The organism is Streptomyces sp. NBC_00354, assembly GCF_036106915.1.
In the GTDB taxonomy this organism is placed as follows: domain Bacteria; phylum Actinomycetota; class Actinomycetes; order Streptomycetales; family Streptomycetaceae; genus Streptomyces.
The window spans coordinates 2,600,535-2,616,803 of the sequence record NZ_CP107983.1 but is presented as its reverse complement, the minus strand read 5'-3'; the positions used below and the strand labels follow the sequence as shown (position 1 = coordinate 2,616,803).

The 16,269-nt window shown below is 71.2% G+C and carries 15 protein-coding genes; 5 read left to right on the top strand and 10 right to left on the bottom strand.

From position 1 onward, the window contains the following. Positions 1-25: 25 nt before the first annotated feature. Positions 26-1,642 carry an ABC transporter permease gene (locus OHT74_RS11350; RefSeq protein ID WP_266663275.1) on the top strand — a complete coding sequence of 539 codons (1,617 nt, stop codon included), beginning with the start codon at positions 26-28 and terminating at the stop codon, positions 1,640-1,642. Continuing rightward, a complete protein-coding gene (locus OHT74_RS11345; protein ID WP_266997257.1) occupies positions 1,642-2,664 on the top strand; it encodes an ABC transporter ATP-binding protein in 1,023 nt (340 codons plus the stop codon). The genes OHT74_RS11350 and OHT74_RS11345 overlap by 1 nt, the downstream gene beginning before the upstream one ends. A gap of 56 nt (positions 2,665-2,720) precedes the next feature. Here the strand turns inward: OHT74_RS11345 and OHT74_RS11340 are convergent, their stop codons facing one another. From OHT74_RS11340 to OHT74_RS11315, 6 genes are all read right to left on the bottom strand, one after another. Then, on the bottom strand, positions 2,721-3,650 hold the full coding sequence (locus OHT74_RS11340; RefSeq protein WP_328620192.1) for a hypothetical protein: 930 nt from the start codon (positions 3,648-3,650) through the stop codon (positions 2,721-2,723). A 91-nt stretch (positions 3,651-3,741) separates the two neighbouring features. Continuing rightward, positions 3,742-4,839: an LOG family protein gene (locus OHT74_RS11335; protein WP_328620191.1), complete on the bottom strand. Its 1,098-nt coding sequence runs from the start codon at positions 4,837-4,839 to the stop codon at positions 3,742-3,744. Between the two features lie 26 nt (positions 4,840-4,865). Beyond that, on the bottom strand, positions 4,866-5,939 hold the full coding sequence (locus OHT74_RS11330; protein ID WP_328620190.1) for a hypothetical protein: 1,074 nt from the start codon (positions 5,937-5,939) through the stop codon (positions 4,866-4,868). Beyond that, on the bottom strand, positions 5,921-6,709 hold the full coding sequence (locus tag OHT74_RS11325; RefSeq protein ID WP_328620189.1) for an ABC transporter ATP-binding protein: 789 nt from the start codon (positions 6,707-6,709) through the stop codon (positions 5,921-5,923). The genes OHT74_RS11330 and OHT74_RS11325 overlap by 19 nt, the downstream gene beginning before the upstream one ends. A 184-nt stretch (positions 6,710-6,893) precedes the next feature. Next, complete coding sequence (locus OHT74_RS11320) at positions 6,894-8,255, bottom strand: aspartate aminotransferase family protein (protein ID WP_266636311.1); 1,362 nt, start codon at positions 8,253-8,255, stop codon at positions 6,894-6,896. A gap of 3 nt (positions 8,256-8,258) precedes the next feature. Next, on the bottom strand, positions 8,259-8,762 hold the full coding sequence (locus OHT74_RS11315) for an Lrp/AsnC family transcriptional regulator (protein WP_266663262.1): 504 nt from the start codon (positions 8,760-8,762) through the stop codon (positions 8,259-8,261). Positions 8,763-8,931: 169 nt separating this feature from the next. On the opposite strand from OHT74_RS11315, the gene OHT74_RS11310 reads away from it, so the two are divergent. The 3 genes from OHT74_RS11310 (at position 8,932) to OHT74_RS11300 (ending at position 12,253) form a co-directional block, all read left to right on the top strand. After that, positions 8,932-10,371 carry a gamma-aminobutyraldehyde dehydrogenase gene (locus OHT74_RS11310; protein ID WP_266663260.1) on the top strand — a complete coding sequence of 480 codons (1,440 nt, stop codon included), beginning with the start codon at positions 8,932-8,934 and terminating at the stop codon, positions 10,369-10,371. A gap of 104 nt (positions 10,372-10,475) precedes the next feature. Continuing rightward, entirely contained in the window at positions 10,476-11,654 is a 1,179-nt protein-coding gene (locus OHT74_RS11305; RefSeq protein ID WP_328620188.1) for a polyamine ABC transporter substrate-binding protein, read from the top strand. Between the two features lie 98 nt (positions 11,655-11,752). Beyond that, on the top strand, positions 11,753-12,253 hold the full coding sequence (locus tag OHT74_RS11300; RefSeq protein WP_328620187.1) for a hypothetical protein: 501 nt from the start codon (positions 11,753-11,755) through the stop codon (positions 12,251-12,253). On the opposite strand, the gene OHT74_RS11295 is transcribed toward OHT74_RS11300, so the two are convergent. The 4 genes from OHT74_RS11295 to OHT74_RS11280 form a co-directional block, all read right to left on the bottom strand. Continuing rightward, the gene (locus OHT74_RS11295; RefSeq protein ID WP_328620186.1) at positions 12,220-13,449 is read right to left on the bottom strand and encodes a serine hydrolase domain-containing protein; all 1,230 of its coding nucleotides are present in this window, start codon (positions 13,447-13,449) and stop codon (positions 12,220-12,222) included. The two genes, OHT74_RS11300 and OHT74_RS11295, sit on opposite strands and share 34 nt — an antisense overlap. A gap of 145 nt (positions 13,450-13,594) precedes the next feature. Then, positions 13,595-14,356, bottom strand: a complete 762-nt coding sequence (locus OHT74_RS11290) for a response regulator transcription factor (protein WP_328620185.1) — start codon at positions 14,354-14,356, stop codon at positions 13,595-13,597. Further along, positions 14,353-15,546, bottom strand: coding sequence for a sensor histidine kinase (locus OHT74_RS11285; RefSeq protein WP_443047353.1), 1,194 nt, complete (start codon positions 15,544-15,546; stop codon positions 14,353-14,355). The genes OHT74_RS11290 and OHT74_RS11285 overlap by 4 nt, the downstream gene beginning before the upstream one ends. After that, the gene (locus tag OHT74_RS11280; RefSeq protein WP_266663247.1) at positions 15,543-16,250 is read right to left on the bottom strand and encodes a glycerophosphodiester phosphodiesterase; all 708 of its coding nucleotides are present in this window, start codon (positions 16,248-16,250) and stop codon (positions 15,543-15,545) included. Before OHT74_RS11280 ends, OHT74_RS11285 begins: the two co-directional genes overlap by 4 nt. Between the last annotated feature and the right edge of the window lie 19 nt (positions 16,251-16,269).

Genomic DNA, 16,269 nt, shown 5'->3' with positions numbered 1-16,269 from the left:
CGGTACGGCCGTCAGGCTCGCCCTGATGGCCGTACCGCTCGCCTTCTTCGGGCTGTTCTTCGCCTATCCCGTCGCCGCGATCGTCGGCCGCGGGATCAAGACCGAGGACGGCTGGCAGTTCGGCCGGATCGGCGAGGTGCTGACCCGGCCCGACATCGCCGACGTGCTCTGGTTCACCACGTGGCAGGCGTTCGCGTCCACGGCGCTCACGCTCCTGATCGCACTCCCCGGCGCGTACGTCTTCGCGCGCTTCGAGTTCCCCGGCAAGCAGCTGCTGCGGGCCGTGGTGACCGTTCCCTTCGTGCTGCCGACCGTGGTGGTCGGCACCGCCTTCCTGGCGCTGGTCGGCCGGGGCGGGCTGCTCGACGAACTGGTGGGCGTCCGGCTCGACACCACCGTCTGGGCGATCCTCCTCGCGCACGTCTTCTTCAACTACGCCGTCGTCGTGCGGACGGTCGGCGGGCTGTGGGCCCAGCTGGATCCGCGCCAGGAGGAGGCCGCCCGGGTGCTGGGCGCCGGGCGGTTCGCCGCCTGGCGGCGGGTGACGCTGCCCGCGCTGGCCCCGTCGGTGGCCGCCGCCTCCCTCATGGTGTTCCTGTTCACCTTCAGCTCCTTCGGCGTCGTCCTCATCCTGGGCGGGCCCGCGTACTCCACCCTGGAGGTGGAGGTCTACCGGCAGACCGCACAGCTCCTGGACCTGTCCACGGCCGCCGTGCTGACGATGGTGCAGTTCGCGGCTCTCGGCGGGATCCTCGCGGTGCACGCCTGGACGGTGCGCAAGCGGGAGACCGCGCTGCGGCTGGTGGACCCGGGGCGCACGACGCACCGGCCGCGCGGCTGGGCGCAGCGCACCCTGCTGGGCGGGGTGCTGCTGACGGTCGCCCTGCTGATCGTGGCCCCGCTGGCGGTGCTGGTGGAGCGGTCCTTCGACGCGCCCGGCGGATACGGGTTCGGTTTCTACCGGGCGCTCCAGGAGGTGGGCGCGGGCGGCGGAACCTTCCTGGTGCCCCCACTGGAGGCGATCTGGAACTCCCTGCAGTACGCGCTGGCCGCCACCGCCATCGCCCTGGTCATCGGCGGGCTCGCGGCCGCGGCCCTCACCCGGCGCGCCGGCCGTTTCGTACGGGGCTTCGACGCGCTGCTGATGCTGCCGCTCGGGGTGTCCGCCGTGACGGTCGGCTTCGGCTTCCTGATCACCCTGGACGAGCCGCCGCTGGATCTGCGGACCTCGTGGATCCTGGTGCCACTGGCCCAGGCCCTGGTGGGCGTGCCGTTCGTCGTACGGACCATGCTGCCGGTGCTGCGCGCGGTGGACGGGCGGCTGCGGGAGGCCGCCGCCGTGCTCGGCGCCTCCCCGCTGCGCGCCTGGCGGGAGGTGGACCTGCCCCTGGTCCGGCGGGCGCTGCTGATCGCGGCGGGCTTCGCCTTCGCCATCTCGCTCGGGGAGTTCGGCGCGACCGTGTTCATCGCGCGGCCGGACCATCCGACGCTGCCGGTGGCCGTGGCACGGCTGCTGGGGCGGGCCGGAGAGATGAACTACGGGCAGGCCATGGCCCTGAGCACGATTCTGATGCTGGTGTGCGCGGTGTCCCTGCTGGTGCTGGAGCGGCTGCGCCCCGACAAGACCTCGGGAGAGTTCTGATGACGTTGCTCGAACTGGCCGGGGTGTCGGTCCGCTTCGGCGAGCGTGCTGTCGTCGACGCGGTGGATCTGGAGGTCGCCGAGCACGAGATCGTGTGCGTGCTCGGGCCGAGCGGGAGCGGCAAGTCCACGCTGCTGCGGGTCGTCGCCGGGCTCCAGCCGGTCTCCGCCGGGCGAGTGCTGCTCGGCGGGGCGGACCAGGTGCGGGTGCCGGTGCACCGGCGCGGGGTCGGCCTGATGTTCCAGGACCACCAGCTGTTCCCGCACCGGGACGTGGGCGGGAACGTCGCGTTCGGGCTGCGCATGGGGGGCTCCGGCCGGGGGTCCCGCGAGGCCCGGGTCGCGGAACTGCTGGAGCTGGTCGGGCTGCCCGGGGCCCAGGGCCGGTCCGTGTCCTCCCTCTCGGGCGGTGAGCAGCAGCGGGTCGCCCTGGCCCGGGCGCTGGCCCCCTCGCCGCGGCTGCTGATGCTGGACGAACCGCTGGGGCAGCTGGACCGGGGGCTGCGCGAGCGGCTGGTGGTGGAGCTGCGGGGGCTGTTCTCCCGGCTCGGGACCACGGTGCTGGCCGTGACCCACGACCAGGGGGAAGCCTTCGCCCTGGCCGACCGGGTGGTGGTGATGCAGGACGGGCGGATCGCGCAGGCCGGGACCCCGCTCGAGGTCTGGCAGCGGCCGGCCTCGGAGTTCGTGGCGCGGTTCCTCGGCTTCGAGAACGTGGTCCCGGCGAGGGTGTCGGGCGGCGCCGCGGTGACGGCGTGGGGCAAGGTCCTGGTGCCGGCCGGTTCCCCGGAGGGCGAGCGGCGGATCCTGGTCCGGCCGGCGGGCGTGGTGCTCGCGGCGGCCGGGCTGCGGTGTGAGGTGCTCGCGCGGACGTTCCGTGGGACGCATGTGGCGCTGCGGCTGCGGCCGGAGGTGGGGCCTGAGCTGGAGGCGGAGTGCGGGCTGGCCGGTGCCCCGGCCGTGGGGGACCGGGTCGCGGTGTCCTTCGCCCCGGCCGAGGTGGTCGTCCTCCCGGCGGCGTAGCCGCTGCGCGGGGCTTGGGCTGAACAGACCCGGGGCTCCGCCCCGGACCCCGCGCCTCAAACGCCGGCGGGGCTGGGGTTGGCGGGGGTGGATTCGGGGGTGGCGTCTTCGGCCGGGGTTTCTGCGCCCTCGTGGTTGCCGTACCAGGCGACGGCCACCGCGCCGGTGACGGCCAGGACGAAGCCGAGGACCGCCAGCCATGCCAGGCCCGGCCGCGATGCGTCGCCCAGCCACAGGACGCCGATCGCACCCGGCAGGACGGTCTCGCCGACCACCAATGCGGCCGTCGCGCCGTTCACCGAGCCGATCTGGAGGGCGACCGTGTGCAGGTACATGCCGCCCACACCGGCCAGCAGGATGGCGTAGAGGGCCGGGTCGGCGAGCAGCTTGCCCAGGTCGAACGGGTCGACCCCGTCGAGGATGCGGACGCCGACGCCGAGCGCGCCGAAGGCCAGGCCCGACAGCAGGCCCGCGAGGATCGCGGCCCGGGCGCCCAGGAGGCGGACGGCCACCGTGCCGCCCGCGATGATCAGCAGGGTCACGGCGAACAGCCACCAGTGCGTGGACATCGGGGCGTGGTGGCCGCCCTCGTGGCCCGCCGCCGTCGCCAGCAGCACCAGCGCCGCGCAGACGACCCCGATCGAGGTCCATTCCTTCCGGGTCAGCCGGATGCCCAGCATCTTCACGCTCAGCACGGCGGTGATCACCAGGTTGGCGCTGATCACCGTCTGGGAGAGGAACAGGGGCAGCAGCCGGGCGGCGAGCGCGCCCAGTCCGAAGCCGACGAAGTCCAGGATGGTGCCGACGATGAACTCCCACGTCATCGCCGCCTTCGCGGTGGACGAGAGGTTCGGGCCGCCGTGCGCGGTCACCCCGGCGGCGGCCGGGGACAGCCGGGCCGCTTTGCGCGAGCCGACGGCTTGCAGGACGGACCCCGTGCCGTAGCAGATGGATGCCGCGATCGCGGTCAGCAGGCCTATGAGCACCGAGGGCTCCGTTCACGTCTGGCAGGGTTTTGCACTTTGATTACCTATGGCAGACGTGCGATCGGGCCGGTAAGTTGCCTCGGTCCGTCACTCATTTCATCGAAGCGAGTACGGCGGGGACCTCGGCCACCGAGTCGACCAGCGCGATCCGGGACTCCATCGCACGGCCGCGCGCCAGCGCCTGGAGCAGCGGCCACGCGGGCAGGTGCTCGGTCCAGTGCGTACGCCCGACCAGCACCATCGGGGTCGGCTCGCCCCGCGACCCGTAGTAGTTCGGCGTCGCGTTGTCGAATATCTCCTGGAGGGTGCCCGCGGCGCCCGGCAGGAAGACCACGCCCGCGTTCGACCGGGCGAGCAGCCCGTCCTCGCGGGTGGCGTTCGCGAAGTACTTGGCGATGTGGCCGGCGAAGGCGTTCGGCGGCTCGTGCCCGTAGAACCAGGTCGGGATCCCCACCGAGTCGCCGCCGCCGGGCCAGCGGTCCCGTACGGCGAACGCCGCCTGTGCCCAGTCGGAGACCGAGGGAGCGAAGGACGGGGCCTTGGCCAGGATCTCCAGGGCCTCCGCCAGGGCGTGGTCCGCGGCCGGAGCCAGGTAGGCGCCGAGGTTGGCGGCCTCCATCGCGCCGGGTCCGCCGCCGGTGGCCACCGTCAGCCCGGACCGGGTGAGCTCCCGGCCGAGTTCGGCCGCGCCCTGGTAGTCCAGACCGCCGCGGGCCATCGCATGGCCGCCCATGACACCGACCACCCGGGCGCTGGCGAGGTGCTCGTCGAGGGCGTCGGAGATCGCGTCGTCGTGGATGGACCGCAGCATCGAGGAGAAGATGTCGCCGTCCGCCTTGGTCTCCTGGAACCAGGCGTACGACTGGGCGTCAGGAGTGGCCTCGTAGCCGGCGGACAGCCCCGCGAACACCTCGTCGGCGGTGTACAGCAGGCCCCGGTACGGGTTGAAGGGCAGGTCCGGCACCGGCGGGAAGACCAGAGCACCGTCCGCGCGCACCTTGGCCGACGCGTCGGGCTCCATCGCACAGCCCAGGAAGACGGCCGCGGAGGTGTCGGCGGACAGGAGGGCGAACGTGCGCTCCAACAGGTTGACCGACTGGATCCGGTAGCCGCTGAGCGAGCCACGGGCCACGACCTGGTCGAATTCGGCGAGCGTCTCGATCTCGGTGTCGATGTATCCGTTGACCATTCGGCCCACCCTAAGGACTGCCCGTGTCAGCGGGTCAACGCCAGTGACGTCAGCTGCGCCACACCCCATACGACCGGTACGCACACGGCCGCCAGCGCGGTGGCCCGCAGGGTCGCGGCCGTACGCAGGAGCGTGCCCGGAGTGCCCAGGTCGCGCAGGGTCGCGCGGGTGTCGGAGCGGTCCTGGCGGACCTCCACGGCGCAGGTGAGCAGGGTCGCGGCCACGCACAGCGCCACCAGGGTGCAGGCCGGCCCGGTCAGCGGGCCCAGCGGGACGGGGAAGCCGCCCCGGTCGCGCAGGGCCGCGGCGGTGAGGACGCCCGCGCCGACCGCGCACAGCAGGCCGAGCGGACGGCCCAGCCGGGGCGCCTCCTCCTGGAGGGTCCGCCCGGCCAGCAGCCGCATGGCGCCCGGGCGGACCGCCTGCACCAGGGCCCCGCAGGCGTAGGCGAGGCCCGGGCCCGCGAGGGAGAGCCCGACGGCGGTGAGTGCCCAGCCGGCCGGCATGCCGACGCCGCCGAGGCCTGTGTACGCCTCGACCGCCAGTCCGCAGGCGGTGAGTGCGATGCCCCAGGGCAGACCGGTCTGCGGGGCCAGCGGCGGGTGCGGGCGCAGGGCGAGGGCCGTGGCGGTGGAGGCGGTCAGCGGCACCAGGGCCAGCAGGGTGAGGGCGGCCGCCACGGGCAGCGGCCGGTCGGCGTGCAGCATTCGGGCCCCGGCTCCGTCGAAGGGCAGGCCGGTGAGGTCGCCCCGCAGGTGGAGGAAGGCGGCCAGGGCCAGGGCGCTGCCCAGGGTGCACGAGACGGCGGTGGAGACCGCCGCGGCGAGGGCGAGCCGTACGGGGCCCAGCCCGACGGCGTCCATCCCCTCGCGGGGCCGGCTCGCGGGGTCCGTCCGGGCGACGGCGACCGCGAACTGCACGGTGACGGCGAGCGGGACCAGGGCCCACAGCAGGCGCGGGAACGATCCGGCAGGCCGGGCGGTGGCCTCGGCGAGCACGTACAGCAGGAGGAAGCCGGTGCCGGCGCAGGCGGCGGCGACCAGCAGCCGGCGCAGCTGGACGAGCGGGCGGGAGCCGCGGGCTAGGCGGAGAGCGAGCACGCGGCCTGGCCCTCCGGGGTCTCGTCGGAAGGACCGCCGACGGCGGCCGCGGTCCCGGCGGGGCGGCCGTCGAGCAGCGCAACCCGGCGGTCGGCGACGGTCGCGGTCTCCTCGTCGTGCGTGGCCAGCACCACGGTGATCTCGTGCGAGCGGGCCGCGGTGGTGAGTGTACGGAGCAGCAGGGCGCGCTCGGAGCGGTGCAGCGGGGCGGTGGGTTCGTCGGCGAAGACCACGGCGGGCTCGTTCACGAGGGCCCGGGCGAGGGCGACCCGCTGGGATTCGGCGCGGGTCAGGGCAAGCGGGCGCTTGCGGGCGAAGCCGCCGATGTCGAGGCGGTCCAGCCATTCACAGGCGGCCGCCTTGGCCGAGCGGTGGGAGGCACCGGCGACCAGCAGGGGCAGGGCGGCGTTCTCCCAGACTTTGAGCTCGGGCAGCAGCAGGGGATCGGGGCCGATCCAGCCGAACCGGTCTCGGCGCAGCCGTTCGCGGGCCAGCGCGCCCATGGTGTGGACGGGCATGCTGTTGAACCAGATCTCGCCCTGCTCGGGCACCAGGTGTCCGGCCAGGCAGCGCAGCAGCGTGGTCTTCCCGCTGCCGCGCGGGCCGGTCAGGGCCAGGATCTCGCCCTGGCGGACGCCGACCGAGACCCCGATGAGGCCGGGTGAACCTCCCCCGGACTTCGTCCGGGGGGACCCCCAGTGGGAGTAGTGAACGGACCGTGCCCAGAGGACGTCATTGTCCGGTGGGGCGTTGTCCGGTGGAGCCACCATGGCGTACACCTCCGTTCGGGGGAACGAAGCGGAACCGGTTCGGTCACTGGCGCCGCACTGAGATGTAAAGAGATGAACGTCTTGGATGGTGACAGCACACGGCCCGGACCCCCGCGTTCTCACTCGAACGGAGGATCCGGGCCGTGTGGTTCGGACTATTTGCTGCGCTTTGCTGCGCTGCCGGTTACAGCTTGGTCCACGCCTCGGTGAGCACCGAGCGCAGGATGCCTTCGATCTCGTCGAAGGTGCCCTGGTCCGCGATCAGCGGCGGGGCCAGCTGGATGACCGGGTCGCCACGGTCGTCGGCACGGCAGTACAGGCCGTTCTCGAAGAGCGCCTTGGAGAGGAAGCCGTAGAGCACGCGCTCGGTCTCCTCGTCCGTGAAGGACTCCTTGGTGACCTTGTCCTTGACGAGCTCGATGCCGTAGAAGAAGCCGTTGCCGCGGACGTCGCCGACGATGGGCAGGTCGTGCAGCTTCTTCAGCGTCGAGAAGAAGGCGTCCTCGTTGTCCAGCACGTGCTGGTTGAGGCCTTCCTTGTCGAAGATGTCGAGGTTGGCGAGCGCCACCGCGGAGGACACCGGGTGTCCGCCGAAGGTGTAGCCGTGCAGGAAGGTGTTGCCGCCCTTGTAGAACGGCTCGGCGATGCGGTCCGAGACGATGCAGGCACCGATCGGGGAGTAGCCCGAGGTCATGCCCTTGGCGCAGGTGATCATGTCCGGGATGTAGTCGAACTTGTCACAGGCGAACATCGTGCCGAGGCGGCCGAAGGCGCAGATCGTCTCGTCGGAGACGAGGAGCACGTCGTACTCGTCGCAGATCTCGCGGACCCGCTGGAAGTACCCGGGCGGCGGGGGGAAGCAGCCGCCGGCGTTCTGCACCGGCTCGAGGAAGACGGCGGCGACGGTGTCGGCGCCCTCGAACAGGATCTCCTGCTCGATCTGGTCGGCGCACCAGCGGCCGAAGGCCTCCGGGTCGTCGCCGTAGATCGGGGCGCGGTAGATGTTGGTGTTCGGCACCTTGTGCGCGCCGGGTACCAGCGGCTCGAAGGGGGCCTTCAGGGCGGGCAGACCGGTGATGGACAGGGCGCCCTGCGGGGTGCCGTGGTAGGCGACCGCGCGGGAGATGACCTTGTACTTGGTGTGCTTGCCCTGCAGCTTGAAGTACTGCTTGGCGAGCTTCCACGCGGTCTCGACGGCCTCGCCGCCGCCGGTGGTGAAGAAGACCTTGTTCAGGTCGCCCGGGGCGTAGCCGGCGAGGCGCTCGGCCAGCTCGACGGCCTGGGGGTGCGCGTACGACCAGATGGGGAAGAACGCGAGTTGCTGGGCCTGCTTGTAGGCGACCTCGGCCAGTTCCTTGCGGCCGTGACCGGCGTTGACCACGAACAGTCCGGCGAGACCGTCCAGGTAGCGCTTGCCCTTGTCGTCGAAGATGTAGGTGCCCTCACCCCGCACGATGGTGGGGACGGGGGAGTTCTCGTACGACGACATGCGGGTGAAGTGCATCCACAGGTGGTCGTATGCGGTCTTGGAGAGGTCCTGGCTCACGGGCTATCGAGTTCCCCACATGTAGGTCTGCTTCTTCAGCTTCAGATAAACGAAGCTTTCGGTTGATCGCACGCCGGGGAGCGCGCGGATCTTCTTGTTGATCGTCTCCAGCAGGTGGTCGTCGTCCTCGCAGACGATCTCCACCATCAGGTCGAACGAGCCCGCGGTCATGACCACGTACTCGCACTCGGCCATCTGGGTCAGTGCGTCGGCCACCGGGTCGAGGTCTCCCTCGACGTTGATGCCGACCATGGCCTGGCGTCGCAGGCCCACGGTGAGCGGGTCGGTGACGGCGACGATCTGCATGACGCCCTGGTCGAGCAGCTTCTGCACGCGCTGGCGTACAGCTGCCTCCGACAGGCCGACGGCCTTGCCGATCGCTGCGTAGGGACGGCGTCCGTCCTCCTGCAGTTGCTCGATGATCGCCAGGGACACAGCATCGACCGAAGGGGACGGTTGTCTGTTCCTGGAATCTGCGCTTCGACTGACCACGAGCTCACTGTGCACGAGGAGTCGTCTGTTCCGCAAGACGGAATCGATGAAATCCGTTGTCTGAGGACCTTGATCTCACTGATTTCGTAGTTCGTGGTGTCTGGCCCTGCCGAAAGCGTCCGCCTAAGGGCTAAGATTGGGATTCGTCTCAATCGTTGGACATGTGATCAGGAGTGTGGCTGGAGTGACCACCGAACTGCGTCGTCTGCGCAACTACATCGGCGGAGAGTTCAAGGACGCCGCCGACGGGCGGACCACCGAGGTGGTCAACCCCGCCACCGGCGAGGTGTACGCCACCGCCCCGCTCTCCGGCCAGGCCGATGTCGACGCCGCCATGGCCGCTGCCGCGGCCGCCTTCCCGGGCTGGCGCGACACCACCCCCTCCGAGCGGCAGAAGGCCCTGCTCAAGATCGCGGACGCCTTCGAGGCGCGCGCGGACGAGCTCGTGGCCGCCGAGTCGGAGAACACCGGCAAGCCGCTGGGCCTCACGGCCAGCGAGGAGCTGCCGCCGATGGTGGACCAGATCCGCTTCTTCGCGGGTGCGGCCCGCCTGCTCGAGGGCCGCTCGGCCGGCGAGTACATGGAGGGGATGACCTCGATCATCCGCCGTGAGCCGGTCGGCGTATGCGCCCAGGTCGCGCCGTGGAACTACCCGATGATGATGGCCGTGTGGAAGTTCGCCCCGGCTATCGCCGCGGGCAACACCGTGGTGCTCAAGCCCTCGGACACCACCCCGGCCTCCACCGTCCTGATGGCCGAGATCATCGACTCGGTCCTGCCCAAGGGCGTCTTCAACGTCATCTGCGGTGACCGCGAGACCGGCAAGGCCATGGTCGAGCACTCCACCCCGGCGATGGCCTCCATCACCGGCTCGGTGCGCGCGGGCATGCAGGTCGCCGAGAGCGCCTCGAAGGACGTCAAGCGCGTCCACCTGGAGCTCGGCGGCAAGGCCCCGGTCGTCGTCTTCCAGGACGCCGACATCGCCAAGGCCGTCGAGGACATCGCGGTCGCCGGCTACTTCAACGCCGGCCAGGACTGCACCGCCGCGACCCGTGTGCTCGTGCACGAGTCCATCCACGACGAGTTCGTGAGCGCCCTCGCCAAGGCCGCGGCCGACACCAAGACCGGCCAGCCGGACGACGAGGACGTGCTCTACGGCCCGCTGAACAACCCGAACCAGCTCAAGCAGGTCGCGGGCTTCATCGAGCGACTCCCGGCGCACGCCAAGGTCGAGGCGGGCGGCCACCAGGTCGGCGAGAAGGGCTACTTCTACGCCCCGACCGTGGTCTCGGGCCTCAAGCAGGACGACGAGATCATCCAGAACGAGGTCTTCGGCCCCGTCATCACCGTCCAGTCCTTCACGGACGAGGCCCAGGCCCTGGAGTACGCGAACGGCGTCGAGTTCGCCCTCGCCTCCTCCGTGTGGACCAAGGACCACGGCCGCGCGATGCGGATGTCCAAGAACCTCGACTTCGGCTGCGTGTGGATCAACACCCACATCCCGCTCGTCGCCGAGATGCCCCACGGCGGCTTCAAGAAGTCGGGCTACGGCAAGGACCTCTCCGCCTACGGCTTCGAGGACTACACGCGCATCAAGCACGTGATGACCTCGCTCGACGGCTGATCGGTCTCCACGGAGATCGCATCGATCACCGAAGGAGCTTGAGAGGGCGGGCAGTAGACAATGTGTCTATTGCCCGCCCTCTTCTGTTCCCCGAGGCTTTGCCCATGCCTGAACTCGCCTTCTCCCGCCGCGCGGCACTGCGCGGCCTCGGTGCCGCCGGCCTGTTCGCGGCCCTCGCCGGCTGCGGTGTGCCCGCCGCTTACGTCCCCGAGGACCGCCGGGGAGGCCGGGACCGCTCCGACCGGGACAAGAAGGTCGCGTTCTCCAACTGGCCGCTGTACATCGACACCGATGACGAGGACGAGGAGCGCCGTCCCACGCTGGACGCCTTCTCGGAGAAGACCGGCATCGAGGTCCGGTACACCGAGGAGATCAACGACAACGACGAGTTCTTCGGCAAGGTCAGCCCGGCCCTGATGAACCGCCAGGAGACCGGCCACGACCTGGTGGTGGTCAGCGACTGGATGGCCGCCCGCTTCGTCCACCTGGGCTGGGCCCAGAAGATGGACCGGTCGGCGCAGCCTAACGTGGCCGCCCACCTGGACCCGCAGCTGCGGTCCCCCGCCTTCGACGAGGGCCGACTGCACACCGTCCCGTGGCAGTCGGGGATCACCGGCATCGCCTACAACCGCAAGGCCCTGGGCCGGGAGATCAAGTCCGTCAAGGACCTGTGGCACCCGGACCTGGCGGGTAAGGTCACCCTCTTCTCGGGTCTGGACGAGTCCTTCGCCCTGCTGATGCAGGGTGACGGCGTGGACGTCACCCGGTGGACCGAGTCCGACTTCCACCGGATGTGCGACCAGGTGCAGAGCATGGTGAAGAAGAAGCACATCCGCCGCTTCACCGGCAACGACTACACCTCCGATCTGAGCAAGGGCGACGTCCTGGCCTGCCAGGCGTACTCCGGCGACGCCATCCAGCTCCAGGCCGACAATCCCGACATCGAGTTCGTTGTCCCGGAGGAGGGCGCCGAGCTCTGGGCGGAGAGCCTGCTCGTTCCCAACCTGGCTCGGCACAAGGTCAACGCCGAGGCCCTGGTCGACTACTACTACGCCCCGGAGGTGGCCGCCGAGCTCGCCGCCGCCGTCAACTACGTCTGCCCGGTCCCGGCTGCCCGCGAGGTGCTGGCCGGTTCCGACGACAAGGAGACCGCCGCACTCGCCGAGAACCCGCTGATCTTCCCCGACGGGGAGATGCGCAAACGGCTCGTCGTGGCCCGGGACATCTCCTCGGCCGAGCGCCGCTCCCTCGCCCAGCGCTGGAACGCCATCGTCGGTCTCTGAGTGCCGGGCGGAGCCGAATGATCACGGTCCTGCCACAGAACTGAACGCGTTCAGAGATTTGGCTGAACGTGTTCAGAAACGGGCGTACGCTTCCTTCCATGAGCGAGAGAAGCGCCCTTCAGCGGCGGATCCGTGCCTGGCTGGTCCTGTTCATCGTCTGCCTCGTGCTCAGCGGTCTCACCGCCTTCCCCCTGGTCAGCGAATTGCACTGGGCCAACTCCCTCGTATCCCACACGTGGCTGCGGCGGGTGGGGGAAGGGCTGGACCGGGCCGATGCGGACTATCCGTTCCTCCTCTACGGCACCGACTGGCTCGCCTTCGCCCACCTGGTGATCGCGGTCTTCTTCTACGGAGTCCACCGCGACCCCGTCCGCAACATCTGGATCGTCGAAGCCGGCATGATCGCCTGCGCCGGTGTGATCCCCCTGGCCCTGATCTGCGGCCCCATCCGGGGCATCCCCTTCGGGTGGAGCGTCATCGACATGTCGTTCGGCGTCTTCGGGGTCATACCCCTGCTGGCACTCCGCCGCATGATCAAGCGCCTCGAGGCAATGCCCCGTGACGGCTACCTGGCGAAGGCCGCCGCGACGATCCCGTAGGCCACCTTGTTCATGTCCTGGCCCTTGGCGTCGGTGGAGTTGACCGAGTAGACGAGGGTGCGCGAAAGATCGCGCGCCCCGCCGATCACGGTGCTGTAGCCGTACCGGGAGCCCGTCTTGCCGTACACCGCCGTGCCGTCCGGCAGGACGAACCGCTTCAGCCCCGCGGTCTGCACGGCCTCCTCCCCGGACTCGAAGTCCGACACCGTGGGCACCGTGAACATCTCCTCCAGCTGCACCTTCGGCACCACCCTGCCGCCGAACAGGGCCTCGGTGAACTTCTCCAGGTCCGCCGTGGTCGATATCAGGTCCCCGGCGGCCCAGTTGGACGAGGAGTTCCACTCGGTCACATCGACCAGCGCGGTCCCGCCGCCGGGCTTCTGTACCGCCTGGTAGCCGTGGTGGTGCGGGCCCGGTATCCGGTTCTCCCGACGCAACGGAACCGAAGTGTGGTGCAGCCCCAGCGGCTTGAGGATCCGGGCGGACAGGGCCTGCTCGTACGTCGCCCCCGTCAGCTTCTCGATCAGCACGCCCAGGATCGTGTAGTCGATGTTGAGGTAGTGCTGCTTCTCGCCCGGCCGGAACTCGGGCCCCTTCGCCACCGCTTCGGCGATCAGTGCATGCGGGTCGACCACGTCGAACCGGTGGGCGTACTGCGCCTCGAACGAGTCCCCCGGGCCCTCGGCCGGCGCGATGCCGCTCGTGTAGTTCAGCAACTGCCGCACGCTGATGGGCTCGAAGCCCTTCGGCCCGGCCGGCAGCAGCCCCGGCAGGTACTGCTGCACCGGCTCGTCCAGATCGACCTTGCCTTCGGCGGCCAGCTGGAGCACCACCGCCGCCGTGAAGGTCTTGGTCACCGAACCCGCCCGGAACCGGGCGCCGTCGAGCGCCTTGCGTCCGGTGCGGACATCGGCCACGCCGGAACTGCCCACCCAGCGGCCGCTCGTACCGCCCACCCGGACCAGCGCGGCCGTCGCATCCTTGCTGTCCGGACCGACGCCGGCGATCGCCTTCCCCAGCGCCGCCGCGTCGGGCGGGGTCGTGTAGACGGGCGGCGCCGTGCCGTCAGGGGTCACGGGCTCGGCCGCCGGTGCGGTCACCGGCCCGGGCGCCGGGGCGGCATGGGCGACGGCCGGTCCCACCGCAATGCCCAGAACCAGAGCGGTGGCGATCAGTGTGCGCGTACGGACTTTCATGGTGGGAACCCCCCTGCGAGTCATCGGGCCCCAGCGGCCCGATGACTCAATGCTGCAGGTCAGAGGGGTGTTCGCGGATCACCACAGAGAGGGGTCTTCACCGGTACGACAACTCACCGGTGCGAGGGATCCGACCGCCGGCTTCTCACTCCCCAGAGGGAGATACCCCGGAGCCAGCTCCGGTCCGGGCCCCGGTCCGGGCCCCGGTCCAGGCCTCGGTCCCGGCCCCTGTCCCTGCCCCGCTCCCGGCCGCGATCAGGCCCGTCTCGTACGCGCAGATCACCGCCTGGATCCGGTCCCGCAGCCCCAGCTTCGCCAGCACATGACCCACGTGCGACTTCACCGTGTGCTCACTCACCACCAGCGCGGCAGCGATCTCCGCATTCGACAGCCCCCGCCCCAGATGCAGCAGCGTCTCCCGCTCCCGCGGTGTCAGCCCCTCCAGCCGCTGAGCGGGCAGCGCCCCCGCGGCCGCCGGCCGCGCCGTCGCCGCCGTGTACTCCTCGATCAGCCGCCGCGCCACCGAAGGCGCCAGCAGCGACTCGCCCGCGGCCACCACCCGTACGGCATGCACCAGGTCGTCCCGCCGCACGTCCTTCAGCAGGAACCCGCTCGCCCCCGCGTGCAGCGCCTCGTACACGTACTCGTCCGAGTCGAAGGTCGTCAGCATCACCGTCCGGCACGAGGTCCCGGCCGAGATCGCCCGGCACGCCTCGATCCCGTCGAGCAGCGGCATCCGGATGTCCAGCAGCGCCACGTCCGGCCTCAGCTCCCGCACCGCCGCCACCGCCGCCGCGCCGTCCCCGGCCTCCGCGACGACCTCGACGTCCTCCTGCGCGTCCAGGATCATCGCGAAACCGCTGCGCACCAGCTCCTGGTCATCGGCCACCACCACACGGATCGTCAACGTCCCACCTCCAGCGGCGAGGTTACAAGGACGACGCGCACCGAGAACCCCAGGCCACCGGGCCCCGGACCGCACTCCGCCGTCCCGCCGTGCGCCGCCGCCCGCTCCCGGATCCCGATCAGTCCGTGCCCGCCGCCGGGCACGCCGGCAGCAGCTCCCGGACCCGGGCCCCGGCCGTCGTCCGTCACCGTCACCGTGAGCGACTCCGTCCCGTACTCCAGCCGTACGGACACCGCCGGAGCCCCGGCGTGCTTCACCACGTTCGTCAGCGCCTCCTGCACCACCCGGTGCACCGTCGCCTCCAGCGCCGCGGGCAGCGCGCGCACCGCGCCCGTCCGCTCGTACGACACCTGCGGCCCGCTGTCCCGGACCCGCTCCAGCAGCCCCGGCAGCTCCTCGATCCCGGGCTGCGGCGCGCGCGGCGCCGCCCGCTCCGTGCCGTCCGTCCGCAGCACTCCCAGCATCGTCCGCAGCTGCGCCATCGCGTCCCGCCCCGTCTCGGCGATCGCGTCGAAGGCCGCCTCCGCCCGCTCCGGAGCCCTGCGCACCGCGACCGGACCGGCCTCCGCCTGCACGATCATGATGCTGACCGCGTGCGAGAGGATGTCGTGCATCTCCCGTGCGATCCGTGCCCGTTCGCGCGCCGCGGCCTGCTCCGCCTCGATCCGGTTCGCCCGCTCCAGCTCGGCGGCCCGCGCCTCGATCGCCGCCGTGTAGGCCTGGCGGGTGTACTGGAGCCGCCCCAGCGCATACGCCGCCGCGAAGACGAACAGCGCGAACAACAGCTCCCTGGCCGTCCCGGTGTTGAGCGCCACGGAGGCGAGGATCAGCCCCGCCAGGGTCACACCCATCGTGATCCGCACCCGGGCCGGGCACAGGAGCGCCATCGTGTACACGCCGATCAGCGGGGCGTACGGCAGGGGCTGCCCGGGGCCGTCCAGCGCCAGCGTGTAGACCGAGCCGGCCGCGACCATCCCGAAGATCGCCGACACGGGCGCGCGCCGCCGCCACACCAGCGGCACATTGCCCAGCGTGGTCAGCAGGTACGCCGGCCAGGTGGCCGGCGAATCCAGCGGATCGCGGGGCACGACGAACGGAATCGTCGTCGCCACCTGAACCAGCAGCGTCAGTCCCAGGTCCCGCCACCGCGGATCCGCCTGCCGGATCCGCTCCCCCCAGGCGCGTATCACCGGCTGGGCAGCCCGAACTCGGCCCGTACGCCCGCCAGCGCGTCCACCCGGTTGGTGGTGACGGAGTCCACCCCGGCCGCGATCAGCCGGCGCATCGTCCGCGTGGTGTCCGCCGTCCAGGCCGAGACGAGCAGGCCGTCCCGGTGCAGGGCGTCCGTCAGTTCCCGGCTGACCAGCCCGAAGCGGTAGTTGAGCCAGGTCGGCGCCACCGCGTCGATGAGCACCCGGCGCGGCGGCGCCAGCGTGGTCCACGTCAGCGCGATCTCCGCGCCCGGATCGGCGGCGCGCACGGCCAGCATGGTGTCCGGCCCCGCGCTGTAGTACGTACGCTCGCGCGCCCCGCACTCCCGGACCTGGCCGACGACCGTCGTCACGGATTCGGGCGTCGCGCCCGGCAGGTCGATCATCACCCGGCCCGCACCCGACGCCGTCAGGGCCTCGCGCAGCGTCGGGATCCCACCGTCCGTCAACTCCTTCAGCTGCGGGGCCGTGACGGCGTCGAGCCGCACGTCATGGCCCCACAGTCGCTGGAGCGTTTCGTCGTGGAGCAGCACCGCCTCCCCGTCGCGGGTCAGCCGTACGTCGATCTCGACCGCGTCCGCTCCGCGTGCGAAGGCCGAGCGGATCGAGGGCAGGGTGTTCTCGCGGACACGGTAGGGATCGCCGCGGTGGCCGACGGCAGTCAGGGTGCGCATGACTGCCATTGTCGGCGTTCCCCGCAGT